17 protein-coding genes and 1 tRNA gene are annotated in these 26,007 nt (G+C 56.1%); 11 read left to right on the top strand and 7 right to left on the bottom strand.

The genetic code is table 11. From position 1 onward, the window contains the following. Positions 1–29 precede the first annotated feature (29 nt). Positions 30–2,066: a serine/threonine-protein kinase gene (locus tag AMR42_RS19430; RefSeq protein ID WP_099535536.1), complete on the bottom strand. Its 2,037-nt coding sequence runs from the start codon at positions 2,064–2,066 to the stop codon at positions 30–32. A 294-nt stretch (positions 2,067–2,360) separates the two neighbouring features. Next, positions 2,361–4,394, bottom strand: coding sequence for a serine/threonine-protein kinase (locus AMR42_RS19425; RefSeq protein ID WP_099535534.1), 2,034 nt, complete (start codon positions 4,392–4,394; stop codon positions 2,361–2,363). Between the two features lie 437 nt (positions 4,395–4,831). Between AMR42_RS19425 and AMR42_RS19420 the strand changes: the two genes are divergently transcribed. From AMR42_RS19420 to AMR42_RS19410, 3 genes are all read left to right on the top strand, one after another. Further along, positions 4,832–6,574, top strand: a complete 1,743-nt coding sequence (locus AMR42_RS19420; RefSeq protein ID WP_099535532.1) for an ABC transporter ATP-binding protein — start codon at positions 4,832–4,834, stop codon at positions 6,572–6,574. Positions 6,575–6,699: 125 nt separating this feature from the next. Further along, positions 6,700–8,115, top strand: a complete 1,416-nt coding sequence (locus AMR42_RS19415; RefSeq protein ID WP_099535530.1) for a mechanosensitive ion channel domain-containing protein — start codon at positions 6,700–6,702, stop codon at positions 8,113–8,115. Positions 8,116–8,401: 286 nt separating this feature from the next. Beyond that, a complete protein-coding gene (locus AMR42_RS19410; RefSeq protein ID WP_099535528.1) occupies positions 8,402–9,499 on the top strand; it encodes an alkene reductase in 1,098 nt (365 codons plus the stop codon). 159 nt (positions 9,500–9,658) lie between these two features. Here the strand turns inward: AMR42_RS19410 and carB are convergent, their stop codons facing one another. Further along, positions 9,659–12,958, bottom strand: coding sequence for a carbamoyl-phosphate synthase large subunit (carB, locus tag AMR42_RS19405; protein WP_099535526.1), 3,300 nt, complete (start codon positions 12,956–12,958; stop codon positions 9,659–9,661). Between the two features lie 330 nt (positions 12,959–13,288). Between carB and AMR42_RS19400 the strand changes: the two genes are divergently transcribed. Beyond that, positions 13,289–13,362, top strand: a tRNA-Asp gene (locus tag AMR42_RS19400). 354 nt (positions 13,363–13,716) lie between these two features. Here the strand turns inward: AMR42_RS19400 and AMR42_RS19395 are convergent. Next, entirely contained in the window at positions 13,717–14,442 is a 726-nt protein-coding gene (locus AMR42_RS19395; RefSeq protein WP_099535626.1) for a response regulator transcription factor, read from the bottom strand. 412 nt (positions 14,443–14,854) lie between these two features. Between AMR42_RS19395 and AMR42_RS19390 the strand changes: the two genes are divergently transcribed. Together AMR42_RS19390 and AMR42_RS19385 are read left to right on the top strand one after the other, a co-directional pair. Beyond that, positions 14,855–15,304 (top strand): photosystem I reaction center subunit II PsaD, encoded by a 450-nt coding sequence (locus tag AMR42_RS19390; protein ID WP_099535524.1) that lies wholly within the window; start codon positions 14,855–14,857, stop codon positions 15,302–15,304. Between the two features lie 410 nt (positions 15,305–15,714). Then, on the top strand, positions 15,715–17,241 hold the full coding sequence (locus AMR42_RS19385; protein WP_099535522.1) for an anthranilate synthase component I family protein: 1,527 nt from the start codon (positions 15,715–15,717) through the stop codon (positions 17,239–17,241). Between the two features lie 75 nt (positions 17,242–17,316). On the opposite strand, the gene AMR42_RS19380 is transcribed toward AMR42_RS19385, so the two are convergent. Then, entirely contained in the window at positions 17,317–17,976 is a 660-nt protein-coding gene (locus AMR42_RS19380) for a hypothetical protein (protein WP_099535520.1), read from the bottom strand. A gap of 520 nt (positions 17,977–18,496) precedes the next feature. Here AMR42_RS19380 and AMR42_RS19375 point away from each other — a divergent pair. From AMR42_RS19375 to AMR42_RS19365, 3 genes are all read left to right on the top strand, one after another. Then, positions 18,497–20,089, top strand: a complete 1,593-nt coding sequence (locus AMR42_RS19375) for an adenylate/guanylate cyclase domain-containing protein (protein ID WP_099535518.1) — start codon at positions 18,497–18,499, stop codon at positions 20,087–20,089. A 386-nt stretch (positions 20,090–20,475) separates the two neighbouring features. After that, the gene (murI, locus tag AMR42_RS19370) at positions 20,476–21,327 is read left to right on the top strand and encodes a glutamate racemase (protein WP_099535624.1); all 852 of its coding nucleotides are present in this window, start codon (positions 20,476–20,478) and stop codon (positions 21,325–21,327) included. A gap of 188 nt (positions 21,328–21,515) precedes the next feature. Beyond that, positions 21,516–21,986, top strand: coding sequence for an NADAR family protein (locus tag AMR42_RS19365; protein WP_099535622.1), 471 nt, complete (start codon positions 21,516–21,518; stop codon positions 21,984–21,986). A 104-nt stretch (positions 21,987–22,090) separates the two neighbouring features. On the opposite strand, the gene AMR42_RS19360 is transcribed toward AMR42_RS19365, so the two are convergent. Beyond that, complete coding sequence (locus AMR42_RS19360; RefSeq protein WP_099535516.1) at positions 22,091–22,933, bottom strand: universal stress protein; 843 nt, start codon at positions 22,931–22,933, stop codon at positions 22,091–22,093. Positions 22,934–23,611: 678 nt separating this feature from the next. Here AMR42_RS19360 and AMR42_RS19355 point away from each other — a divergent pair. Beyond that, positions 23,612–24,055, top strand: coding sequence for a thioesterase family protein (locus AMR42_RS19355; RefSeq protein ID WP_099535620.1), 444 nt, complete (start codon positions 23,612–23,614; stop codon positions 24,053–24,055). 167 nt (positions 24,056–24,222) lie between these two features. Next, a complete protein-coding gene (gene gcvH / locus AMR42_RS19350; RefSeq protein WP_099535514.1) occupies positions 24,223–24,615 on the top strand; it encodes a glycine cleavage system protein GcvH in 393 nt (130 codons plus the stop codon). 18 nt (positions 24,616–24,633) lie between these two features. Here the strand turns inward: gcvH and AMR42_RS19345 are convergent, their stop codons facing one another. Then, positions 24,634–25,932 carry an FAD-dependent oxidoreductase gene (locus AMR42_RS19345; RefSeq protein WP_099535512.1) on the bottom strand — a complete coding sequence of 433 codons (1,299 nt, stop codon included), beginning with the start codon at positions 25,930–25,932 and terminating at the stop codon, positions 24,634–24,636. Positions 25,933–26,007: the final 75 nt, after the last annotated feature.

Raw genomic sequence — 26,007 nt, 5'->3', positions numbered from 1 at the left:
GGGTTGGAGAATAACCTAGAGAACAGCCCTTAAGGCATGGCCTGCAATTTCTCTAGCTCACGGCGGGCTGCGTCATAACAATCCAATTGCCCCCGATCGAGACAGAGCTTGGCCGCCTGCCGAAAATCCGCCGCCGCCGGGGCCCGGTTCCCCAAGCCCACCTGCACCAATCCCCGCTGTTGATAGGCCATGGCATAGCGATCGTCCAGGGCGATCGCCTGGTTCAGATCGCTGAGTGTGCCTTGGGGTTCCCCCAGGGCCTGGCGAGTGAGGGCGCGGTAGTAGTAGCTTTCCGGATCTTTGCTGTCTAAACGAATGGCCACCGTCAAATCGGCCAGGGCTGAGGGCAGATTGCCGCTGGCAAAGTGAGTACGTCCCCGTACCTGATAGGCCCTGGCGTTGTTGGGATCGAGCCGAATGGCTTGGGAACTGTCGGTGATCGCCCCTTCGGAGTCGCCCGCCAGCATTTTGGCCAAGGCCCGACCACGGTAAGCCGCCGACCAACTGGACTGCTGAGACAGTACTTTGTCAAAGTCCGCGATCGCCCCTTTCGCATCGCTCAGTTGCAACCGCACAAACCCCCGACCCAAGTGGGCCGCACTCAACTTGCCATTGTCTTGAATGGCTCGATCGTAGCTGGCCAAAGCACTTTGCAAATCGCCCAGGCGATCTTGCGTGGCCGCCAGATAGGTACGGGCGATCGCGTCACTGGCTTCGAGCTGCAAGGCTTGGTTTAAGTCGGCCAACGCCGCATTCCAGTTGCCGCTGTTGTAGTAGGCCACACCACGCAAAAAATAGGCGGAACTGCTGGCGGACCAAACCAGCGCTTGGGTTGCATCGTGGATGGCCTTGCTGTAGTCCCAGGTGCGATCGGGAGCTGGGGTTTTTCCCTCCAACATCCGCGCAATCCCCACCAAATCCGAGGGGGACGCATTTTGGTTCATCACCAATCCCGTGGGCACTTGAGACCAGCGCGACAAAATCATCTGGGCAATGGCCAACTGGGGCAACCCCGACTGCCACAGGGTTGCCAGCCCCACCACCGTGCCCAACAACCCCAACCCCCAAGGCCACCAACGTCGCCACCATTCAGCCCAAGGAATGGAGTTGCCTAGTTCTTCCTCGGCGGCGGTGGTGATGGACTCGCCAACATTCCCGCCCATCAACGGCAACAGATCCATCAACACTTCCTCGGCGCTGGCGTAGCGCTGTTGATAGGAAGGATGCACCATCTTATCGAGGACGGTTCCAAACGCCGTGCTGACAGAAATGCTGGCCCGCCAATTCAAACGGCCGCTCACCGGCTCCTGGGATCCTCGCAGGGCCTGCAATTCCTCCGAAGAAAAGCCCCCTAAGGCCTGAATCGCGATCGCCCCGACAGCGTAGATATCGCTGTTGAACTGGGGATTGCCATAAAACTGCTCGATCGGCATGTAGGCCGGAGTACCCGCCGCGATCGTGCGGGCGGCGGCCGATTCCCCATCGGTTTGCAAAATTTCCTTCACGGAACCAAAGTCAATCAACACCAACCGGCCGTCAGCGCTGCGGCGGATTAAGTTGGCGGGTTTGATGTCCCGGTGAATCACCCGGTTGCCATGGACAAAGGACAAAATTTCCAGAATTTCCGCCACCATGGAAATCACCCGTTGTTCCGGGAGCGGTTCCCCCACCACCAATTCCCGCGAGAGGGGGTGGCCCGGTGCAAATTCCTTGACGAGATAAAATTGCTCGTTTTCTTCAAAAAAAGCCAACAGGCGGGGAATTTGGGGATGGGTTCCCAACCGTTGCAACATTTCCGCCTCCCGCTGAAAGAGACGGTGGGCGTTTTTGGCGGCGGTGGGGTTGGGACGCAACAGGCGCAGTTGCTTCACCACACATTGGGGATAGCCCGGCCGGCGAAGATCCGCAGCCAGGTAGGTTTTGCCAAAGGCTCCGGAGCCAAGCACTTGCAAGATGCGATAGCGCTTATCCAGCAGTTGGCCGATGGTAATAGGATCCTTGCCTAGGGATGATTTGGGAGGTCGATCGCCCGGAGGTGGAGGAGAAGGTGGGGTGTTGGGGGCCAAGTTCAGTTAGGGATGGGGCAAAAACAACGGGTTAAATGATCCAGAAACGAGGTCTGGGGAATTAGAGGGTGAGACAGACCCCAGCAGGTGAATGGATGGCCGCGCCTAGTCGCGCGATAGGTCTAATTCGTTGGGCGCAGATTGCGGAGTTAGTCGCAATCCCGGGGGGCTGAAGCCCTTTGCTGCCTAACGATCGGGTAACGGGAACAGTCATTTAACTTAATTAACTCAATCTATGGCTTGACCGATGGCTTGACCTATAGCTTGGCCGGTGAAAGCAAGCCGGCCGCGTGACTAGGAGGGCGGAGGGCTGGCGGCGGGGCTGGGTTCGGGTGGTGGGGCTTCGGGTTCTTCCTCATCGGACAATTTGAGATCGGTGGGCAGTTTGCCCGCTTGGATCTGTTGGATTTGGTACTGGGCATCACGGTAACAACCCAAACGGCCTTCGTCGATGCACAGCTTGGCCGATTGTTGGAAGTCGGTGAGTGCGCCGGTTTGGTCGCCCTGCTTGAGCCGAGCCACGCCCCGATCGTAATAAACCAGGGCATGTTCTGGCCGCAGTTCGATCGCCTTGTTGAAGTCTTCGATCGTGCCTTCCACTTCGCCCAAATCCCAACGGGTTAGCCCCCGATTGTAGTAGGGGTCTGGGTCATCTGGTTGTAGTTGGATCGCAATGTTGAAGTCCTGAAGGGCGGCCTGGAGGTTGCCGGCCCGCCGATGGGCTAGGCCGCGGTTTTGGTAGGCCAGGGCATAGCTGGGGTTCAGTTGAATTGCTTTGGTGGCATCGTCGATCGCCCCCTGTTGGTCATCCAGGTTTGATCGCGATAGGCCCCGATTCAGATAGGCGGGGGCCAGGAGGCGGGCCGGCACTCCCTTGGCCGCAATCACACGGTTGTAGTCCTCGATCGCCCCTTTGTCGTCGCCAATGTCGCCCCGAACGTTGCCCCGGTTCAGATAAGCCTGCACCAAGTTGGGGTCGTAGGTCAGGGCCCGATCGTAGTCCTCGATCGCAGCGCGGGCATCGCTGAGACGGTAGCGGGCGTTGGCCCGTTGGAAATAGCTGGGGGCATGTTTGGGCCGCAGGCGAATGGCCCGATCTAAATCCGCGATCGCCTTTTGATATTCCCCAATTTCCTCATAGGCGGCTCCCCGTCGGTAGAGCGCTTCCGCATTGTTGGCATCCACCTGGAGGGCTTGGCTGTAGTTGGCGATCGCCTCTTCCAAGTTTTCGGCCTTCAGTTGGTCACTGCCGCGATCGACCCAATAGCGCGATCGCAGGGGCCCCGCCAACAACAAGGCCCCAAACCCCAAACCCACCACCGCGATCGCCACCCCCAACCACAACCGGCGATCGGGCCAACGGCGTTTGGCCGCCTCCTGGGCCTCGCTGTGGGCGGGGGAGTTTTGGCTGCTGCTGGCCAGCCGGGCCCGCAGGCCGCTCATGCCCGCGCCGCTGAGATTCACCCCGCTGCCCATGGACAGGCCATAGAGTTCCTGCAAATCCCGCAGGGCATCGGCGGCCGACTGATAGCGGCGATCGAAGTAGGGAGAAATCAGCCGCTCAATCAGAGAAATCAGTCCGGGGTTAATTTGCCCGTGGTTGGGCCAATCCAAATGGGGCGGGCGATCGCCATTGTTGTCTTTGGGTTTGGGCAGGGCATTGGGCGATAACCCGGTCAGGGCTTGGACGCAAATCATCCCCACCGCGTAGAGATCGCTGTTGTAGAGCGGGTTTCCCTGCAACTGTTCCGGCGACATGTAAACCACCGAATCCGGCGAAGGGGGCGGCGTGATCGCATCAGCCCGGGCTGAGGGATTGGCAATTTCTTGAATCAAGCCAAATTCGATCGGGACAATTCGCCCATCGATCGTGCGGCGAATCAGGGTTTCGGGCCGCAAGTTACGGTGAATGACCCCGTTTTTGTGGACAAAATCCAGCACTTCCAGCGTATCTTGCAGGAAACGCACCACATACTCTTCCGGTTGGGGCTGATTGGCCTTCAGCTCCTCGGCGATGGTTTGCCCCTGGATCAGTTCCTCAATGAAAAAAAGTTGTCCCTCCTGCTCAAAGCAGGCCAAAAGCTGCGGGATTCGATCGTGAGTGCCCAGCTTTTCGAGGGTTTCTGCTTTTTTCTTAAACAGCAACTGCACCACTTGCAGCGCTTTGGAATTTTTACTGGGGAATTGGAATTGCCGCACGATGCAGTGGGGCAAGCCCGGTCGGCGCAAGTCCGCAGCCAGGTAAGTTTGCCCGAACGCTCCGGACGACAGGATTTCTACGATCCGATAGCGTCGGTCGAGAAGTTGACCGACTGAGAGCGTCACCATAGGGCCAGGCTGCGTTTACTGTGTCAGCGTTCAAAGCAGTGGGTTTGTAGGGAGCGAGCGGCATCCGGGGGCAAAATTGGGCGATCGCGCGGGATGGTCGCACGCTTCAAGTTTAAACCACCCACCCGAGGGCTACGACGGCTAACACCATAACTCTTTGGGGATCCTTCGGAGGAATGGGTATGTTTTTTAACGATCCATGGGGGGATTCGCTGCAAAGGAGCGTTTGAATCAGCCATTTTTAGACCATTCTTTTTTAGACCATGCTTAGGGCATTCATTTAAGTTGACTAGATCGATCGTTTCCAATCCCCTTTCAACCTGCTTTCGATTCTGGCAATTGCGGGGATCAGCCCAGGAGGAGATTGGATCCCGATCGGGATTCGGGGTTGATTAACAGGTAGCATTTTGGCTCTATCCACAAAGCAGGTGTAAACCATGTCCCGAACCGGCAAAGGGCGATCGCACTATTGGCAACTGTGGCCCTTCGTGCGCGCGGAGGCCAAGACGATCGCCCTGGCGTTGGCCTGCACGGTGGGGTTCACGGCTTTTTGGCCGGTGTTGGCCTGGTTGCCGGGGCAGTTGGCCGAGCCGATCGGCACGGGTCAGCCAGACAAAATTTTGCAATTGGCGGGCTTAGCAGCCCTGATTTTTCTGGTGCGCGGCGCGTTTCAGTATGGCCAAGATACCTTGATGGCCAAGGCGGCTTTGCGGGTGGCCATGACCCTACGGGTGCGGCTGTATGGACATTTACAAACCCTGAGCCTGGACTATTTTGAGCGATCGCAAACGGGTGACCTGGCCTATCGACTCACGGGCGATGTCGATCGGGTGGGAGATGCGGTGGGCAAAGTGTTTCACCAGTTTGTGCCCTGTGTGCTGCAACTGGTGGTGGTGTTGGGATACATGATCTATCTCAACTGGCAGTTAACCTTGGCTACCTTTGCGATCGCGCCCTTGATTGCGGTTTTGATCGCTTGGTTTGGGGATCGCCTGTTGAGCTTTGCTCGCCGCAGCCAGGATCGAATTGCGGGATTGGCGGCCACGATCGCGGAAATTTTGGCGGGAATTCGGTTGGTGCAAGCCTTTGGGGCCGAACGCACGGAACTCGATCGCTTCCGGCAAGAGGCTGAAGCGGCCCGACACGCCAAACTGCAAGCGGCCCAAGCGAAGGCGGCTCAGTTTGTGATTGTGGGCTTTTTGGAAGCCATGAGCGTGTTGGTGTTGTTTTGGTTGGGAAGCTGGCAAATTGGCCAAGGCAACTTAACCGGCGCGGGGTTCATTAGCTACGTGACCGCTGTGGCCCTGTTGATTGACCCCATTTCAATCACCACCAGCAATTACAACGAATTCAAGGAAAGTGAAGCCTCGGTTGATCGGCTGTTTGAGCTGCTGGCCGTGCCGCCGACGGTGCGCGATCGCCCCGGGGCGCAACCCCTGCCCACCATCACCGGCCGGGTGGAATTCCGCGCGATCGAGTTTGCCTACCCGAGCGCGGCGGAACCGGTGCTGCAAGGGTTGGATCTGACCGTGCGGCCCGGTGAGGCGATCGCCCTGGTGGGGGCTTCCGGCGCGGGCAAAAGCACGATCGTCAATCTGTTGCTGCGGTTTTATGATCCCCAAGGGGGCCAGGTGTGCATTGATGGCATCGATTTACGAGAGGTGACCCTCAACAGCCTGCGCCAACAGATTGCGATCGTGCCCCAAGAAACGATCCTCTTTTCCGGTTCGATCGCCCACAACATCGCCCTGGGAAACCCCAAAGCCAGCCGCAGCGCCATCGAACAAGCCGCCCAAATTGCCAACGCCCACGACTTCATCAGCCAACTCTCCGAGGGCTACAACACCTGGGTGGGCGAACGGGGAGCCAACTTGTCCGGCGGCCAGCGCCAGCGCATTGCGATCGCCCGGGCCGTGTTGCGAGATCCCAAAGTTCTGATTTTGGACGAGGCCACCAGCGCCCTCGATTCGGAATCCGAAAGCCTGGTGCAAGAAGCGCTCGATCGACTGCGGCGCGATCGCACCACCCTGACCATTGCGCACCGCCTGGCCACCGTGCGTGGAGCCGATCGAATTTTGGTGGTTGAAAAAGGGCAAATTGTCGAATCGGGCAGCCATGATCAGCTACTGGCCCAAAACGGTCGTTATGCCGCCTACTATGCTCGCCAGTTTCGTGAATAAAGAGTTGCAGTTTTTGGGAAAGGGTTCTTGTGAAGAATTTGGTTTGAAAAATCTTTCCTGAACGATGCTTCCTGAATACTGAATTTGGCCACTTTCCCAACCCAATCCCGATCGGGAACGTCTTCATGGCTGCTTTACAAGTTGCTTGGTCGCAAATTACACAAGCTCCCCTTTTCAGGTTGGGAACCACCCCGATCACGATCGGGTGGATGATTCAAGTGGCGTTGCTGCTGATGCTGGTGAGTCTATTCACCAAAGGCCTGCGCCAATTGTTAAAAAACATCATCCTAAAACGCTTGGGCATGAGCGAAGGAACCCGTGGAGCGGTCGCTATTTTGTTTAGCTGGAGCATGGGCGCTCTGGGTTATGTGCTGGTGCTCCAAGCCATGGGATTACAATTGGAGTCCTTTGCTTTGGTGGTCAGCGGTCTAGGTGTTGGCATTGGCTTAGGGCTGAAGGAACTAACCAAAAATTGGGCCAGTGGTTTGACCCTGCTGGGGGAGCAAAAACTCAAGGTTGGAGACCTGATTGAATTTAATAATAAGCTGGGCTATATCCAAGATATTTCGATTCGTTCAACTGTAATTCGCACGTTTCGTGGGTCGGAATTAATTGTGCCCAACAGCGAATTAACAAATCGAATGGTTGAAAATTGGAGTTATCAAGATTGCCAAAGCCGGATTGAAATTCCCTTGAAAGTGGTTCCGACTAGCGATCTTTCAGTCGTGACAGAAATTTTGCTGGCGGCGGCTTTTACTCACTCACATATTTTGCGATCGCCCCCACCCAAGGTGATGTTTCAAGGCTTTCAAGAAGGCAGCATCAGTTTGGAACTTTGGGCCTGGGTCGATCGTGTTGATCAACGTGCTGGCATTCGCAGTGCTCTCCACTTTGCGATCGCCCATGGTTTGCGGCAACATCAGATCCAGCTTGCACCAACCCTTCCTCATTGGGTTGCGGCCGAGTCGGAACCCTCAGCGGCCGAGGCCGGGGCGATCGCTCCGGCAACTATTCCCAACGAACCCCTCAAAGACCTGCTGCGATCGATCGACTACTTCCAAAGTTTCACCCCCCTGGAAATTGAATTTTTGATCCAATTAGGCTACCGGCGGCAATTAACAACGGCCGAAATTCTTTATCAGCAAGGGGATGGGGCCCATGAATTTTGCATTGTTTTGAGAGGGGCGATCGAAGCCATTTTTGAAAATCAACGCATTAGCCGCCGGTTGTTTTCCTTCACAGAGGGTGAATTTTTTGGTGAATTGCCGCTGATGTTGAATGTGCCTTACCCCACCACCATGCGAGCGGCGGAACCGACCGAACTTTTTTTGATTCACCGTGATGGGTTTCAACTACTTCTGAATAACCATCCCCATTTGTTGGAGGTGATTTCGCAGGCCATGGGCGATCGTCAAGATGTGTTGGAAAGCTATCGCCACCATTTAGAAACAGTGGGTCTCTTGGAAGATTCGGAACCGAAAAGCCTAATGGCTAGATTTCAAAACCAACTTCGCCAATGGGTTAGTCATTGGTCTGCTTAATTGCTTCCTAGAGTTTGATCCAGAATATTTTTAAATTTTTGACCGAAATCTTTCACTAAATTCCTGTCTTGATGTCAACAAAAGCATCTTAAATTGTTTTTCACGCTCATGTGATCAGTGAGTGATGTCTCTTGGGCTAAATTATGGTCAAAGAGTTCGTAGGGGCCATTGCTCAAATCCAAATACTTAAACGCAATTTAATCTGCCAGTAGAGTCCCAAGTCCTAATGAATTTGCTAGATTGAAAGTCACGACTATTAACTCTGCCATTCATTGGGAATCGTTCTGTGAGTTCATCTCCTCAGCTTCTAAGTCCTTTCACGTTTGGTGACTTAACCCTCAAAAATCGCGTGGTTTTGGCTCCCCTAACCCGCGCCCGTGCAGGGGTGGAGCGCCTGCCCAATGCCTTGATGGCGGAATATTATGCCCAGCGATCGAGTGCTGGCCTTTTGATTAGCGAAGCCGCCGTCGTTTCTGAACAGGGCATTGGCTGGCAAAACTCTCCCGGCATTTACAACGACGCTCAAACGGAAGCCTGGAAACAGGTCACCCAAGCAGTACACGATCGGGACAGCAAAATTTTCTTGCAACTGTGGCACTGTGGCCGCGCTTCCCACAGCAGTTTCCGCGCCGATGAGTCGCTGCCGGTTTCGGCCTCCGCGATCGCCATCAGCAACGACCACATCCACACCCCCACGGGCAAACACCCCTACGAAACCCCGCGCGCTCTGGAAACCGACGAGGTGGCGGCAGTGGTGGAAGACTATCGCCGGGCCGCCGAACGAGCCAAGGCGGCGGGTTTTGATGGGGTGGAAATTCACGCGGCCAATGGCTATTTGATTGATCAATTCTTGCAATCCAAAACCAACCACCGCACCGATTGCTACGGTGGCAGCCTGGAGAATCGCTATCGGTTTCTGAGCGAAATTGTGGCAGCCGTAATCACAGTTTTCCCGTCCGATCGGGTGGGGGTTCGGCTTGCGCCCAATGGGATTTATAACGATATGGGTTCGCCGGATTATCGGGAAACCTTTACCTACGTGGCGCAACAGCTCAATGCACTGAATTTGGGCTATTTGCACGTTATGGATGGCCTAGCAATTGGGTTCCATAACTTGGGTGAACCGATGACCCTGAGCGAGTTTCGATCGGTATTTTCAGGCCCCTTGATGGGCAATTGTGGCTACACCCAAGAAACAGCAGAAGCGGCGATCGCCTCGGGGAATGCAGACTTCATTGCTTTTGGGCGACCTTTCATCAGCAACCCGGACTTAGTTGAGCGGTTTGCCCATGATTGGCCCCTGGCTCCGGAAGCTCCGTTGGAGGTTTGGTACGCTTTTGACGAAAAGGGCTACGCGGATTTTCCCGCCTATCAAGCATCGTAGGCCGCTTCGACTTGCATAGCGCTGAAATGGGCTAGGAATCCCTTGAAAAAAGCTGAGGAAATCAAGGAATTCCGCTAAAAAACAAGGGGCTTAAGCCCCTTGTCTGTTTGATGCTCGATATCCTCTTAATGCTGGATATCCTCCCCGCCTTTACTTGACCTAAACCAAATATTCCTGGAGGGATTTCACGGTTAGGGGTTGGGATTGGAGCGATCGAATGGCGGCGGCTGTGGCCTTGGCCCCGGCGATCGTGGTGATGATGGGCACTTTGTAGACCAGGGCCGTGCGCCGAATAGCTCGATCGTCGAACTGGGCTTGCTCCCCGGCGGGCGTGTTAATTACCAACTGCACCTGACCGTTGACGATCGCATCGCGAATGTTGGGCCGGCCCTCATGGATCTTCAGGGTCAATTGCACCGCTTTGAGGCCATGCTCATGGAGCACTTTGCGCGTGCCTTCGGTGGCCAGCACTTCAAAACCCAAGTCCAGCAGTTCCTTCACCACCGGCACGATCGCCGCCTTGTCGCGACTGTTAACCGACACAAACACTGTGCCGGTTAGGGGCAAGCGTTGACCCGCTCCCAGGGCTGCCTTGGCGAAGGCCGTGCCAAAGTCTGGATCCACGCCCATCACTTCCCCGGTCGATCGCATTTCCGGCCCCAGAATCGTATCGGTGCCCGGGAATTTTTCAAAGGGCAACACCGCTTCCTTGAGGGCAAAGCGATCGGGAATCACTTCCTGTTCAAAGTCCAGTTCGGCCAAGGTTTTGCCAGACATTACCCGCACGGCCATTTTGGCCAAGGGCACCCCGATCGCCTTGGAGACAAAAGGAACCGTCCGCGAGGCCCGGGGATTCGCTTCCAGGATATACACCTGGGGTTGGCCATTGTCGCCCGTGACCACCGCGAACTGAATATTCATCAGCCCCACCACCTTCAGGGACTTGGCTAGGTCGATCGTCCAGCCACGGATGGTGTCCAGGGCGCTGGTCGGCAGCGAGAAACTGGGAATAGCGCAGGCGGAGTCACCGGAGTGAATCCCGGCTTGTTCGATGTGTTCCATGATCCCGCCGATCGTCACGTTGCCACCGTGGTCGGCGATCGCATCCACATCCACCTCGATCGCGTTTTCCAGATACTTATCAATCAAGATTGGGTGATCCGGTTCCACCTGCACCGCCACGGTCATGTAGCGTTCCAGATCCGCATCGGAATAGACAATCTCCATGGCTCGACCGCCCAACACATAGCTAGGCCGCACCACCACCGGATAGCCAATCCGCCGGGCAATATCCAGGGCTTCACCATAGCTGCGAGCAATGCCGTTGGGGGGCTGCATGATGTTCAGTTCCCGCAACACATGCTCAAACCGTTCCCGGTCTTCGGCCATGTCGATCGAGTCGGGCGAAGTTCCCCAAATTTCCGTTGGCAGGTCGGGGTTGCTTTGCAAAGCCGTCAACAACGGAACCGACAGTTTCAGGGGTGTTTGACCACCAAACTGCACAATCACGCCCTTGGGCCGTTCCGCTTCGATGATGTTCAGCACATCTTCCTTGGTCAGCGGTTCAAAGTAGAGCCGATCGCTGGTGTCGTAGTCCGTGGAAACCGTTTCCGGGTTGGAGTTAACCATGATCGTTTCGTAGCCATCCGCTTGCAGCGCAAAGGAAGCATGGCAACAGCAATAGTCAAACTCAATCCCCTGGCCAATTCGGTTGGGGCCGCCACCCAGGATCATCACCTTTTGTCGATCGCTCGGCAGGGTTTCCGTTTCCGCCGACACGGTTTCCGCTTCGTCACCGGTCAACACCAGGCTGCTGGTTTCATAGGCGGAGTAGTAGTAGGGCGTATAGGCTTCAAATTCGGCGGCGCAGGTGTCCACGGTTTTGTAAACCGGCACAATGCCCAAGCCTTTGCGATAGGCCCGCACTTCGTCTTCGCTGGTTTTGGTGGCGTAGGCAATTTGTCGATCGCTGAAGCCCTGTTGCTTAGCCGCCAGCAGAATTGCAGCGCTCATGTCCTTTAAGGGCGTGCGCTTCAGCAGCTTTTCGGTTTCCAGAATTTCTTGCAGCTTATCCAGGAACCAAGGATCAACGCCGGTCAGTTCGTAAATATCTTCCACACTCATGCCTAGCTGCATGGCATAGCGCAGGGTAAAGACGCGCTCCGGGCTGGGGGTGCGCAGGCTCGATCGAACCTGTTCCAGGCTGGGAATTTTTTCATCCCGATCGCAGCCCCAACCGGCCCGACCCGTTTCGAGCGATCGCAGGGCCTTTTGGAAGGATTCCTGGAACGTCCGCCCGATCGCCATTGCCTCACCCACGGATTTCATTTGGGTGGTCAGCACGGCGGGCGTGCCGGGGAATTTCTCGAAGGCAAACCGGGGAATTTTGGTGACGACGTAATCGATCGTCGGTTCAAAGGAAGCCGGGGTTTTTTGGGTGATGTCGTTGGAGATTTCATCGAGGGTGTAGCCCACGGCCAGCTTGGCGGCAAACTTGGCGATCGGGAAGCCCGTGGCCTTGGAAGCCAAAGCCGAGCTGCGCGACACCCGAGGATTCATTTCAATCACGATCACATCGCCGGTCTCCGGGTTCACCGAAAACTGGATGTTGGAGCCGCCGGTTTCCACCCCAATTTCGCGGATGATCTTGATCGAGGCATCCCGCAGCCGCTGATATTCCTTGTCGGTGAGGGTTTGGGCCGGAGCCACGGTGATCGAATCGCCCGTATGCACCCCCATCGGGTCAAAGTTCTCGATCGAGCAGATAATCACCACGTTATCGGCCAGATCGCGCATCACCTCCAGCTCGTATTCCTTCCAACCCAGCAAGGATTGCTCAATCAGAATTTGTGAAACGGGGCTGGCATCCAAACCCGACTGGGCAATTTCTTCAAATTCCTCTTGGTTGTAGGCAATGCCGCCGCCGGAGCCGCCCATGGTGAAGGCCGGGCGAATAATCAGCGGGTAGGAGCCAATTTGACGTGCCACATCACGGGCTTCTTCCAGGGAGTTGGCCAACCCCGAGGGGCAAACGCCCACGCCAATTCGCTCCATGGCTTCCTTAAAGAGCTTGCGGTCTTCGGCCATTTCGATCGCCGCCAGCTTGGCCCCAATCAGCTCCACACCATAGCGAGCTAGCACGCCGCTCTTGGCCAAGGCCACGGCAATGTTCAGGGCCGTTTGGCCGCCCATGGTGGGCAGCAAGGCATCGGGCCGCTCTTTAATGATGATTTTCTCAACCACTTCCGGGGTGAGCGGCTCAATGTAGGTGCGATCGGCCATTTCTGGGTCGGTCATGATCGTGGCTGGGTTGGAGTTCACCAGCACGACCTCGTACCCTTCGGCCCGGAGCGCTTTACAAGCCTGAGTACCGGAGTAGTCAAATTCGCAGGCCTGACCAATCACGATCGGGCCGGAACCAAGGAGCAGAATCTTGCGAATGTCGTCGCGGCGGGGCATAAGGGCAATCCCAGGGGACTAGCGATTTCGATCGACCACGGGCCGCCCGGCCCGAGATCCTGCCTATTGTACGAGGTGCGATCGTCCCGTCAATGTTTAGGGCGCACTGTTCTCCGGCCCGGTTTCGCTTTGGGTTCCTACCCCAGGCCCGCGATCGGCGGCCAAAGGGGCGAAAAAGTTTTTTAGAAAATCTTCTGGAAGACCGCCCAGAAAATTTTTTTAGAAAATTTCAGAAAAACGTTTGACAAATTCGGGTTTATCCGCAAATATGTATATCGCTGAAGGCGCGGGACGCAAAACAAAAGCGCTCCAAAAGCCAGAAAGCAATTTGGGTCTGTAGTTCAATTGGTTAGAGCACCGCCCTGTCACGGCGGAAGTTGCGGGTTCGAGCCCCGTCAGACCCGTTCAAAAGATAAGATTTGAGAGCAAAGAGCATTGGTTTTAAACCTGAAGCCGGAGCATCGATCAGTATTGCTTCAGTCTCAACCAGGTAGGCTGATCCTGTGCGATCGATCCTTAGGGCCTGTCGTCATTTCCATCGCCGTAGGGGTTGGGTCTCCCAACCCTAACCTGGGCGATCGCCACAACCCTGTCCACCCCTGGGAGCACCCAAGGATCACGAGAACTGGGCGGGGAAACCCCGCCCCTACGACTGATTGCTTTAAAGAACGAGGTCATCAGGGTTTCAGGAAATTTGACGACAGCCCTAAGCCCCTTGTTACGACGATTGGGACATGGAAAATCAGGCGAGTTCGAGATTAATTCCCGGGGTCTTCAAACTTATAGCCGGCCCCAATCACCGTTTTCAGAAATTGGGGATTTCCGGGATCCGGTTCAATTTTCTTGCGCAGGCGGGCCACATGGGTGTCCACCACTCGCTCATCGCCAAAAAAGTCATCGCCCCAAAGTTTGTCGATTAGTTGGCTGCGGCTCCAGACCCGGCCCGGATAGCTGAGGAAGGTGGCCAACAGATTGAACTCCAAGGTGGTGAGGTCAAGATCTTCGGAATCGTGATCGGGCAGGTGGCGACGGGCCACGCGCCGATCGCTGTCGAGGCTGAAGTGGTGGGTGGCGTAGGTGGGGGTCAAGTCCCGATCGCCCCCGGTTCCGGCCTGGCGCAAACTGCGACGCAACAGCGCCCGCACCCGAGCCACCATCTCGCGGGGGCTAAAAGGCTTAACTAAATAGTCATCTGCACCGGTTGACAGGCCCACAACGCGATCGAACTCTTCGCCCCGCGCTGTCAACATCAAAATATAAGGATCCTTGTCGCCGGGTTTTTGGCGGATGCGGGCACAGACTTCGAGGCCATCAATGCCCGGAATCATCCAATCCAAAATGACTAAATCGGGCTGCGATCGATAAAACTGCTCGATCGCCGCTTGCCCATCGTGACAAACCCCACAGGTGAACCCTTCGCGATCGAGCGTGCCGCGCAACAACTCCGCAATCTCCGTGTCATCTTCCACAATCAGAATTTGCATGATTTGCAGGGCCTCATCCGTGTCGCGATCACACCAAACACATCGCAATAACAGGTCGAAAAACAGGTCGAAATCACACCGAAGCTTTGAGCATTTTGAGCCGATCTTCAGCCCATCCTGTCCCAGGATCACACCCCCATCCCGGCCATGGGCCGATCGCACTTTCCCTTTCTGGGTGCTGATGGGCGATCGGGTTAGCTCCAGGGTGAAGCGGGTCTTTCGTCCTCAGCATAGCGCTCGGAAACCGGGGCGATCGCGCCGCAGATCCTTTGCAGCAGCCATTCTCAGCTCGATCGGCTCAAATAAAGAACTGTAACAGTTCTGGCCGGGGGGGTATGGCTCAACACAAAGCCAGTGCTAGGATTTCCCGTAAATTCGCAAGACTTTTTAGAGACTAGCGAGACAAAAAGCGATGTCCGAAAATCCTACACCTGAAACCAGCGGCCTCACGGGCCAAACGCCGAAATTTGGCGGTAGCACGGGTGGCTTGCTCTCGAAGGCTAACGTCGAAGAGAAATACGCCATTACCTGGACCAGTACCAAAGAACAAGTTTTTGAAATGCCCACCGGTGGCGCTGCCGTCATGAATGCAGGCGAAAACCTGCTGTTCTTGGCCCGCAAGGAGCAGTGCATCGCCCTTGGTAAGCAACTGCGCACCAAGTTCAAGCCCAAAATCGAAGACTATAAGGTCTATCGTATTTATCCCAACGGCGAACAGGAGTTCATCCACCCCGCCGATGGCACCTTCCCCGAAAAGGTGAATGCTGGTCGCGACTTCAACGGCAAGAAGGATCGCCGCATTGGCGAAAACCCTCAGCCCGCAACGGTCAAGTTCAGCGGCAAGCAAACCTACGAAGTGTAGGTTTTTGGGGTTGCCCATGGTGGGTGCTTGGATGGGCGAGGGGTTGAGCTTGAATTGCAAGGCGGTTTTTGACTCCTGCACTTAAACCGCTAATTTGCTCAGAATTCTGCTTGACCGCTCCGCTTGATCCCTGTGTTTGTCCATGGGCTGGGGAATTTTCCCCGATTCCAAGACTGCCAAATCGACTCAATAAACGGGCCGCTTCCTTGCTTTGGGGCGGCTCGTTTTTGTTTTGGGCTTGTCTGTGTTGTGCTTGTCTGTTTTGGGCTGGCTGATTACCGGTGCTGTGCCATTGCATTCCTACGCTGGGACATCGACACCATGGGGCGATCGCCCGATCGGAGAAGTTTTGGTGCAAGGAATCCAGACGGTTGCTAGTATTTTGAGACTTGCTCATCTGCTGCTGACCCATGTTGCCCGACTTTAGCCAATTTTCGGAACTCGCCCGCCAAGGAAACTTCGTCCCGGTTTATCGCGAGTGGGTTGCGGATTTGGACACGCCGGTTTCGGCCTGGTTGCGCACTTGCCAGGGCCAACGCTACAGCTTCTTGCTGGAGTCAGTGGAAGGGGGCGAAAACATTGGCCGCTATAGCCTTTTGGGTTATGACCCCCTGTGGGTGCTGGAAGCGCGTGGAGATTTGGCGGTGCAAACGTTCCGGGATGGGACGGTGGTGGAGCACCGGGGCAATCCGTTTGAAATTTTGAGCAGTTGTTTGGAGTCGGTGCGGCCGGTGAAGCTGCCACAGTTGCCCCCGGGAATTGGCGGGCTGTTTGGCTTTTGGGGCTATGAGCTGATCCAGTGGATTGAGCCGCGTGTGCCGGCCTATGGGCCCACGGAGGCGGATTTGCCGGATGGGCTGTGGATGCAGGTCGATCGCCTGATGATTTTTGATCAGGTGAAGCGCAAGGTGTTTGTGATTGCCTATGCGGATTTGCGGGATCCGGCGGTGGAGCTGCGCCAGGCCTATGAGGTGGCCTGTGGGCGGGTGGATGAATTGATCAATCGCCTCCAAGGCAGTATCGATCGCCAAGAATCACTGCTGCGCTGGACTCCGGCCACCCAGAGCGATCGCCCGCCCTTGAACCCTCGCAGCAACACCACTCGCGAAGCCTTCCATGCCAACGTGCTCAAGGCCAAGGAACACATCAAGGCCGGCGATATTTTTCAGGTGGTGATTTCCCAACGGTTGAGCACGGATTTTGAAGGGGATCCTTTCGATATCTATCGATCGCTCCGGTTGGTGAACCCTTCGCCCTACATGGCTTATTTCCAATTCGGTGATTGGCAATTAATTGGTTCCAGCCCGGAAATCATGGTCAAGACCGATCGCCAAGTTGATGGAACCATTCAAGCCACCGTTCGCCCGATCGCCGGTACACGCCCCCGAGGAGCCAACCACGCCGAAGATGAAGCCCTGGCGGCGGATCTGTTGGCGGATCCCAAGGAGGTAGCCGAACACGTGATGTTGGTGGACTTGGGCCGCAATGATTTGGGGCGCGTTTGCAACAGCGGCACGGTCACGGTCAATCAACTCATGACGATCGAGCGCTACAGCCACGTGATGCACATCGTGAGCAACGCGATCGGGCAAGTGGCGGGAGATCGCACGGCTTGGGATGTGTTGGCTGCCACCTTCCCTGCCGGAACCGTCAGCGGTGCGCCCAAAATTCGGGCCATGGAGATCATTCACGCCCTAGAAGGCTGTCGGCGCGGCCCCTATTCCGGAGCCTATGGCTACTACGACTTTGAGGGGCAACTCAACACCGCCATCACCCTGCGCACGGCCTTGGTGCGCAACCGTGCTGATGGCACTCACGAAGTGTCGGTGCAAGCGGGTGCGGGCCTGGTGGCGGACTCGGATCCCGAAAAGGAATACCAGGAAACCTTAAATAAGGCGCGCGGCGTGCTGGAGGCCTTGCGTTGCTTGCAAGGTTAATTCAGCAAGGGTTGACCCTGGTAGCTTAGAAGAACCGCCACTCAAAGCGCCTGAGCGCCTTGATGCAAGCTGGAATTAGGGCGCTGGCTGCACTGCCAAATGTTTCAGCAGCAAGCTCACCCGAGGGCCATAGCCTTCCAGGTATTCCATGGGCAAATGCACGAGCACCACAAAGGGGCGACCCGCCATTTCCCCTAGATAAAGCTCTCCGGCGATCGGCTCGCCTTTGTCGGTGCGCATGAAGGCGATCGCCCGCTTCACCCAACCAAACCGCTTGAATTTGGGGTCGTCGCTCGATCGAACAATGCTGGCCCGATTCGTGGCCAACCAGCCATTGGGGCCCGTATAGCTTTGCCACAACTGTTCCGGTGTGGTGGGCGTTTCCGGAACAATCACACTGACATAGGCCGCTTCGTTGCGGACTGCTCCCCCCTGGGCCACAAACCGGGCGATCGCGCGGCCCCCTTGGCGATTCAGGATCGGGGCAAAATCTCCCCGAGCCAAATAGGTCACCACTGGAAATTGATCGGGCGCAAACCGCTCCAGCTCGATCGACTCCGACTCCCCTTCAACCATGATCGTCTCGGTGATGCGGGCGGGCGGTGTGGGCGTAGCTTGGGCAACCGGCGCGATCGATTGGGGAGCGATCGGCACAACCGGCGAGCGATCGGCTCCGGTCACGGGCCCTCCCATTGAACAAGCACCCAACAAAAGCAAGGTCAAGACTGCACGCATCACGATTTTTCTCCCAGCAATTCAGCACTTGAGAAGTTCAACGGCCACTCAGTGACAATTCAGTAGCCATCCAGTAAAAACTCAGCCATTTAGCCGCTCCTTGGCTCAGTTACCCATTCAGCCCTTGGCAATTCGGCCGTTTCAAAACAGCCGTTCAGGACAACCCACAACCCTATTGCTATTTCCACCCCACAGCATCCACAGGCGGGATAGAAGTTGATCCAAATCTAAAGCAACGGTTAAGTAAAGGTTTGCAATTAAGATTTGCAATTCAACTCTCTTGGAGCACATGATTTTCCATTCTCCATGCGCCAGCCCTGTGAGGCGAGATCTGGGATCAATCACGACAGGCCAACGATCCACGACGATTCCTGGCACAGGGAATCGAATCAGGCTACGGTAAGCACAGCGCTATTTGCGCCTACGGTCTACGTTTTTTGCCTGCATCTTCCCGATTTTTTTCCCTCAAGGTGTGCATCATGCAAATAGCATCTGAGCCAAAGCTGTCACTCAGGGAGTCATGTCAACACTTCAGTTCTATCAAGCCCTGAGTGGGCGACTTCGCAATTGGTCGTGGGAATGGTTACTCATTGCCTTGCCGGCCCTGGCGGCCCTCATCAGTGGAGCCATCACCTGGCGGTGGCAACTTCTGATTTTTTCGGAGACCGCCCCAGAGCTGAGCCAGATGGCTCCCCCCGTCAGCACTGTGGCAATGGTGGCTTTTTTGAGTACCTCAGCAGCCAGTGTGATTGGGTTTTGGATTGCCCGCCAAACCTGCGCCCAGGCGATCGCCCATTCTTGTTCTCCTCAGGATTCTGATTCCCAGTCCCGTTTGCGGTTGGTCAATCGTTTCGATCGCCATTCTTCCAATCGCCATTCTCATTCTCATTATTCTTTCGATATCAATCAACATCCCCATTCCAATTTCAAGATTAGTTCTGAATTTGAAGCTGATGGTTCTGCATTTGTTAATGATCATCAGGGAGAAGATAGCCCCAGTAACCGTCATCAAGGGTTGAATGAACCGGTTAACGAACTTGTTCATGGGCAAGTGAATGATCAAAATGATCAAGAAGCTGATGATCAAGAAATTGATGATCAAGAAGTTGAGGAAATGAATGACGAGGCCAATCCTGAAGCAACGGATTTGGCAGAGATTGACATTACAGATTTGGCAGAAATTCCGGAAGATTCGGCCGATTGGGATGGTTTAGATGGGCGATTTGTGCCCACCCAATTTCTGCAATTGTTGCAGCGGTCAACTTTGGCGGAAGTGAGCCTGGGGGACTATACGGAACGAACCATGGCGGTCATGTTTGCCGATATTCGGGGTTTTACGACCCTTTCGGAAACCATGTCCCCTCAAGAAAATTTGCGTTTTTTGAATGCCTATTTGGGTCGAATGGAGCGAGCGATCGCCCAACATAATGGGTTCATCGACAAGTACATTGGCGATGCCATTATGGCCCTGTTTGAAGGGGATGCTGACCTGGCAGTTGATGCGGCCATTTCGATGCTCAAGGCGCTGAGTGAATATAACCAGGAGCGCTTGCAGGCAGGGCGATCGGCCATTCGCATTGGCATTGGCTTGGATACGGGGCCGCTGATTTTGGGCACAATCGGGGGCGTTCACCGCATGGAAACCACCGCGATCGGGGATGCGGTGAATTTGGCTTCTCGCCTAGAGGAATTAACGAAGCAATATAGTGTTTCGATTTTGGTTTCCCATCGTCTATTGGCAGCGTTGCATAACCCCTCTAAATACAGCATTCGGTTTATCGATCGGCTGTATGTGCGCGGCAGAACTCAACCTGTGGCGGTTTATGAAGTCCTGAATGCCGATCCGATTGAATTGCAAACCCTCAAGCGTGCATCCAGTAGTTTATTTGAGGAAGGAGTCCTGCGATTCCATCGTCGGCAATATCGGGAAGCCGCTTCTTTGTTTGAGGAATGCCTCAGCATGAATCCGACCGATCGCGCAACTCATATCTATTTGCAGCGATCGGTTTTGGCGGGTTTTCCACCTTCTGAACATACCTGGCAATTAATTAAGGGCAAGGTGATTCATAAGCGCAAACGCTACCGAGGACGGCGACGGGCCCGATCTCGCTGATGATCGCGCTGATGTCTTGAGCCAAAGCCTGCGGGCCCTCACCGGAACCGGCGCTTGACTCACCATTGACTCCCGATCGGCTTCAGAGTTGACATCCCCGCCAAGCTGTAGCGTAATTGATGGGAACTTGCCCCGATCGCTGTTGCAGCCTTCATCCATTCCCCGCCATCCATTACCGTCGGTACTGCGATGAATGCGAGATCGCCGGAGTTTCCTGAAGGCTAGGATTTCTCGAAGCTAGGGTTTCCTGAACAGGATCTCGGATGCCGTTCCAGATGTGGAGTTGCAAAATGGCGCGGTTTAATGGTGCGGTTGTGATTGGTGAGGCAGTTGCTTGTCCTTGAGGATTGGAGGTCTGGAGTTTGAAGGGGCTAATTTCAGGAGCGATCGCGAGGGATGCCCGCAGACGGCCGATCGGCGTGTTTGACAGTGGCGTGGGTGGCCTAACGGTTTTGCGGGAGTTATATCGCCAACTGCCCAACGAGTCGCTGCTGTATTTGGCGGATACGGCCCGCTTGCCCTACGGGATGCGATCGCCCGCCGAAATTGTCCAATTTTCACGCGAAATCCTCTCCTGGATGGAACGCCAGGGCGTGAAGATGGTTGTGATGGCCTGCAATACCTCTTCGGCGTTGGCGCTGGATGTGGTGCGCGCAGAGTTTGATTTGCCCATTGTGGGCTTGATTTTACCGGCGGCTCGGGTGGCGGTCGATCGCGGATCCCGGGTGGGGGTGATCGCCACGCCAATCACGGCCGCCAGCGATGCCTATCGCCGGGCCATGGTGGAGATTGATCCCACGGTGCAGGTTTGGCAAGTGGGCTGTCCGGAATTTGTGCCGATCGTGGAGCAAGGGCGGTTGCACGAACCCGACACCCGAGCGATCGCGCAACAGTACCTGGAACCGCTGCTGGAACAGTCGATCGACACGTTGGTTTATGGTTGCACCCACTATCCACACCTGGCAGGGGTGATTGAACCGCTGCTGCCGCCGGGAGTGGTCACGATCGACCCGGCCGTCCATGTGGTGGCCGCCGCAACCCAAGAGCTGGAGTTGCTCAACCTGAAGCATTTGGATCAACCGCAACCCACTCGCTTTTGTGTCACGGGCGAGGCCGATCGCTTTGCCAGTTTGGCAACTCGCTGGTTAGGCTGTGCGCCGTTGGTGGAGCAGGTGCAACTGCTGGAGGCGGAAACCTTAGGCGATTACTTGCCGATCGAGTCGCCGTTGTCAGCTTAGGCCGGGCGATCGGGAAATTGCCCTCAGGGATCATTGCCATGCGATGATCAGCAATAGGCACGCTCCCAAAAATCTTGAGAACACACTTGAGAACACAGTGATCGCCTCGTCCATCTCTGCCCATTGATCCCAGGCTGGAATAGTTGCCGGGTTTGATGGGCTGTCCGCCGTTGCCCGATCGATCTCCCATGACCATTTACTTCTACAAAGTTGGCGAACCCTATGGGTGTTTTTCCAACTTCTCACCCCATTGGATTGTTGTTGATGGCGTTGACTGGCCAACGGTGGAACATTTCTATCAGGCACAGAAGTTTGTGGGCACGGAATCGGCGGCCGTGATCGATCGAATTCGATCGGCGCTGACTGCATCGGAAGCGGCCGCCTTGGGGCGCAACCCGGCCCATCAGTTGCGATCGGACTGGGATCGGGTGAAGCGATCGATCATGGCCCAAGGGGTGTGGGTCAAGTTTTCCAGCCACCCTGAATTGGCGCAAGTGTTGCTCAGCACGGGCAGCGAAGAACTCATTGAAGATTCACCCACAGATTATTACTGGGGATGTGGAGCCGATCGCACCGGAAAAAACGAACTCGGTAAGGTGCTGATGGAAACGCGCGATCAACTGCGGGAGAACCTGGCCTTGAGCCGCAGTTTCCTCTAGATAAACAAACAGAATAAACAAACAGGCAAGGGGTTTAAACCCCTTGCCCCCGAAAGCTTGGCCCTTGCTCAAAGCCCTAAGCTCGAACGCCTAAGTTGAAAACCTTACGCACTCGGAATCCGCGTCAGCAACACCGGACAGTTGGCATAAACCCGCACATAGTCCGATAGAGACGATCCCAGCAGGCGATCGAGATCCGGCAGTCCCTTCGCCACCGACGGCCGGCGATCGGGCGACCCCAACAGCAACAGATCCGCATTGTTATCATCCGCCAGGCGACAAATGGTTTCCCCAGCCCGGCCCCCGGCCGAAATGGCCTTGTAGCCAACCCCAAACTTTTTCGCCTCCGCGATCGCCCCAGCCAGCACCTCATCGCTCTCGCCGCTGATCACCTCATCCGGCTTCCGCTTGGCATCCACGTGGGTCAAAATCAATTGGCTGCCCTTGATGTCCCGCGTCAAAAACAGTCCCAATTGCAGCGCTTGCTGAGATGCATCGGACTTATCGATCGCCACCATCACGCGGTTAATCCGCTTGACGTAGATATCATCCTTCACCAACAACATCGGCCGCCCCGACAGTTGGAAAACATACTGACTCACCGAGTTTTCCAGAATCGATTGCAGCCGCTTCAGACCCCGCGATCCCATCACGATCAAGTCCGCGTCTACACTGTCCGCCACCCGCAGCACCAAATCTTTGGGTTCACCCTGCTGCAACATGGGCGACACCTGTTCCGGCGGCAGACCCAAAAACTCGATCGCCTTGGCCAGCATCTTGCCGCCTGCTTCCAGCTTTTCGGTCATTTGGTCAGACCCAATCCGACCAGGAACCACGTGCAAAATGGTGACATGGGCATCTTTGATCGCGGGGATCTCCATCAGAAATTTCAGCATTTCTTCTGACTGTCCCGTGCCCGAGTCAGCGAACAAGATTTTTTTAATCATGGCTTCTGAAGGAGTCGCGTTGCTAGACCGATCAAGAACTACTCAAGAACAATGTTGAAATTTGATCCAGAGAAAATCAATAAAACGCTAACGCCAACCTAAGACTAACCAACTGGATATCAAGTAAATATCCTGAAATGGGTATTGCTGAGAGTTGGTGTTATTTAAGGATGTCTCTTTGCTGTGTGAATCAACCGGGTCAGGGGTGACACAAACCCAGTGGGCACACCACTTGCTGACCATCGACGAGTTGATTCCACAGGCTTCAACAGTTCATTTAAAGCCTACCACCGAATTCCTGAGTTGCCGCCAGAACCCCTTGTAATAGTTACATTTTTCAAGAATTGCTGGAAAAATTAAAACCTTAAAGAATTACAACGGGATCGGGTCTGGAGGTGTTAAATGGGGATGGTGGGCCCGAAGGCTGTCTGCTTCATTTGCTAACAAGAGGATTGTGTTCTGAATGACCTCGGGCCCCATGATGATCGCCTAATGATCGCCGGTTTCATCCTGGTTTAATCAATGCGATCGCCGGTTCGATCGCCCCATGCGATCGCTGGCTCGACCAAAGGGGATTGGCCCGGCCTGAACCTTGGCCGATTAAATCCTTCTGCAATTTTTGCAATGTGCTTTGCAATGTGCGCTATGAATGCCTCTGTAACTGCCTCCTCAGCTCCGATGGCTCAAGATTCAACGGATTTTCAGGGTTTTGCTTACCCGGCGCGGGTTCAGCCCCACCACACGGACTATGCCGGGGTGGTGTGGCATGGCACTTATCTTTCTTGGATGGAGTCGGCGCGGGTGGAATATTTACGATCGCGCGGGTTGGCCTATGAGCAACTGGTGGAGATGGGCTGTGAGTTGCCCGTGGTTGACCTGGGGATCCAATATCACCGCCCAGCGCGGATGGGCGAAGAGGTGGTGGTGAAGGTGGCCCTGGAGCCGATCGAGGGAGTACGCTTGATGTTTGACTACCAAGTGGAATCGGCGGCGACGGGGGAATGTTATGCCACGGCCTGTGTCACCCTAGTACCGGTCGATCGAGCAACGGGGCGAGTGATGCGCCGCTGGCCACCGGAATTGGTGTCTGTGTTGCAGTCGATCGCCGGGCCCGTGCAGTAGGCCAAGGGCGATTCACGATCATTCACGCGCGACTCGATTCAGTCATTCATCACTCAGTTCGTGACCGGTGGCTCATGTATGGCCCATCAAGGTTGATCAACAGGTCGCAATTCACAGTTTTTAGTTTTTAGTTTTTAGTTCCAACAATCCCAAGGAATGGCAAAGCAATGGCTAACCACTTTCCCCATGATTTGAGATATAGCGACTCCCATGAGTATGTCCGGGTTGAAGGCGACGAGGCCACGATGGGGATCACGGGCTTTGCGGCCGACCAACTGGGCGACGTGGTGTTTGTGGAACTGCCATCCGTAGGACAAAGGGTCGAGGCCGGTGACTCGGTGGGGTCGATCGAGTCCGTGAAGGCCGTCAGCGAGCTATATGCCATGGTGTCCGGGGAAGTGGTGGCAACCAATAACGAGATGGATAGTTCTCCAGAGTTGGTGAATGAGGATCCCTATGGGGATGGATGGCTGGTGAAAATTCGGATGAGCAATCCGCAGGAACTGGATCGAGCAATGACAGCGGATACCTACTCCAGCTTGGTATCTGGACAAGAGTAGGGCCTGTACGAGGACTCTTTACTGGCGGGAGCGAGCGGCGATCAGGGCCTGTTGAGCGGTGCGCCGCAGCAGGTCGATCGCCGGGGACTCGGTGGCGGGCAGGTGGGCCAGATCGGCAATGGTTCCCGATCGGGCAATCAGGGCGGCGACGGTGCTGATCGCTTCGATCGCCCCCGCCGCGAGTAACAGCGCCCCTTGCAATTGGCCCTGGCGATCGTGCTGGATTTGGCAACGACCGGCCGCTAGGGCCAAGGCCGCGCTGCGTAGTTCTGGCCTTTCGCCACCGCCCACCACCGCCAAGGGCAGCGGCCCCCGCACGGCCCAAGGCTGCTGTTCATAGCGGATGCAATGGGGGCGTTGGATTGGGGTTTGCAGGCTGTTGCGGATGATCAATTGGGCTTCGGTGGCGGCGATCGCCCCGATCGGGTGGCCTCCCAGCAGGGCCCCGCAGCCATATAGTTCTGGTGCGAGGGGCAATTGCAACCGGTCATTGGCGGGCCAATCGCCAATCCCGATCGCCCGGGGACAAAGCTGCTCAAACCCCTTGGGCAAGAGAGCTTGATAGTTACCGTCCGTGAGCAAGCAATCCACTTCCCGGGCCCGATCGCCAACTTGAATCCAGGTTTGTCCCTCCAACACTTTGCACTGTTGGGGAGCAGCCCGCAAAATCACCTCGATCGCCTGGGCTTCCAGTTCCGCTTGCAACCATTCGGCCGCGGCCACCGGTAACCCTCCCAAGACCCGATCGCCCGCCGCCGCCAAGGTCACTTGGGCCCCCAATCCCCGGAGTACCTGGGCCAGTTCGATCGCCATGGGACTGTCGGCGGTGACCAACCAGCGCTCGCCGGGCCGCACCCCCCGATGGGCCAATTGGGCGATCGTGTCCGGAGTGTAGGCCGTCACGGGGGCCTGCTCTGTCCACAGGGGCACGGTCGATCGGCCCGGTAACGCCAACAGACAACGCCGCCCCGCCAACAGGCGATCGCCCAATTGCACCCGCCACTGGTTCCGGTGTCGCATCAGCAACCCATCGCCCACCAGGCAGTCCACCCCACCCGCCGCCAAGGCAGCCCGTTGATCGCCCCAGAGGCGATCGTGCCATTGGGCCTGGCGTTGCAGCGATCGCCAATCGATCGTCCCGGCCGCCAGGGCCGCCCCTTGACTCACCAGCAACTCAGCCCAAGGGCGCGTTTCCGGTTCCAACGGCTCAATCAGCGCCACCCGCAACCCCGATCGGGTCGCCTGTTGGGCCGCCAGCCGTCCGGCCGCGGTTCCGCCCAAAATGATCCAATCGTGTTGTTCGTAGCAGGCTGCCATAGGGGGTTAGGTAGTGAATCAAATTAATGTGGGATAGGTAGCAATGTCATGCCAAGTCCATGCCCTAGTCGCTCA

The sequence above is a fragment of the Limnothrix sp. PR1529 genome (assembly GCF_002742025.1).
Lineage (GTDB): Bacteria > Cyanobacteriota > Cyanobacteriia > CACIAM-69d > CACIAM-69d > CACIAM-69d.
This window is presented reverse-complemented; position numbering and strand designations above follow the sequence as displayed.

Coding starts and splice junctions, on each gene's coding strand:
- AMR42_RS19385 (WP_099535522.1), top strand. CDS start 15,715: ATGTTGCCCGACTTTAGCCAATTTTCGGAACTCGCCCGCCAAGGAAAC.
- AMR42_RS19380 (WP_099535520.1), bottom strand. CDS start 17,976: ATGCGTGCAGTCTTGACCTTGCTTTTGTTGGGTGCTTGTTCAATGGGA.
- AMR42_RS19360 (WP_099535516.1), bottom strand. CDS start 22,933: ATGATTAAAAAAATCTTGTTCGCTGACTCGGGCACGGGACAGTCAGAA.
- AMR42_RS19425 (WP_099535534.1), bottom strand. CDS start 4,394: ATGGTGACGCTCTCAGTCGGTCAACTTCTCGACCGACGCTATCGGATC.
- AMR42_RS19375 (WP_099535518.1), top strand. CDS start 18,497: ATGTCAACACTTCAGTTCTATCAAGCCCTGAGTGGGCGACTTCGCAAT.
- AMR42_RS19395 (WP_099535626.1), bottom strand. CDS start 14,442: ATGCAAATTCTGATTGTGGAAGATGACACGGAGATTGCGGAGTTGTTG.
- AMR42_RS19345 (WP_099535512.1), bottom strand. CDS start 25,932: ATGGCAGCCTGCTACGAACAACACGATTGGATCATTTTGGGCGGAACC.
- AMR42_RS19390 (WP_099535524.1), top strand. CDS start 14,855: ATGTCCGAAAATCCTACACCTGAAACCAGCGGCCTCACGGGCCAAACG.
- gcvH (WP_099535514.1), top strand. CDS start 24,223: ATGGCTAACCACTTTCCCCATGATTTGAGATATAGCGACTCCCATGAG.
- AMR42_RS19415 (WP_099535530.1), top strand. CDS start 6,700: ATGGCTGCTTTACAAGTTGCTTGGTCGCAAATTACACAAGCTCCCCTT.
- AMR42_RS19355 (WP_099535620.1), top strand. CDS start 23,612: ATGGCTCAAGATTCAACGGATTTTCAGGGTTTTGCTTACCCGGCGCGG.
- AMR42_RS19365 (WP_099535622.1), top strand. CDS start 21,516: ATGACCATTTACTTCTACAAAGTTGGCGAACCCTATGGGTGTTTTTCC.
- AMR42_RS19420 (WP_099535532.1), top strand. CDS start 4,832: ATGTCCCGAACCGGCAAAGGGCGATCGCACTATTGGCAACTGTGGCCC.
- carB (WP_099535526.1), bottom strand. CDS start 12,958: ATGCCCCGCCGCGACGACATTCGCAAGATTCTGCTCCTTGGTTCCGGC.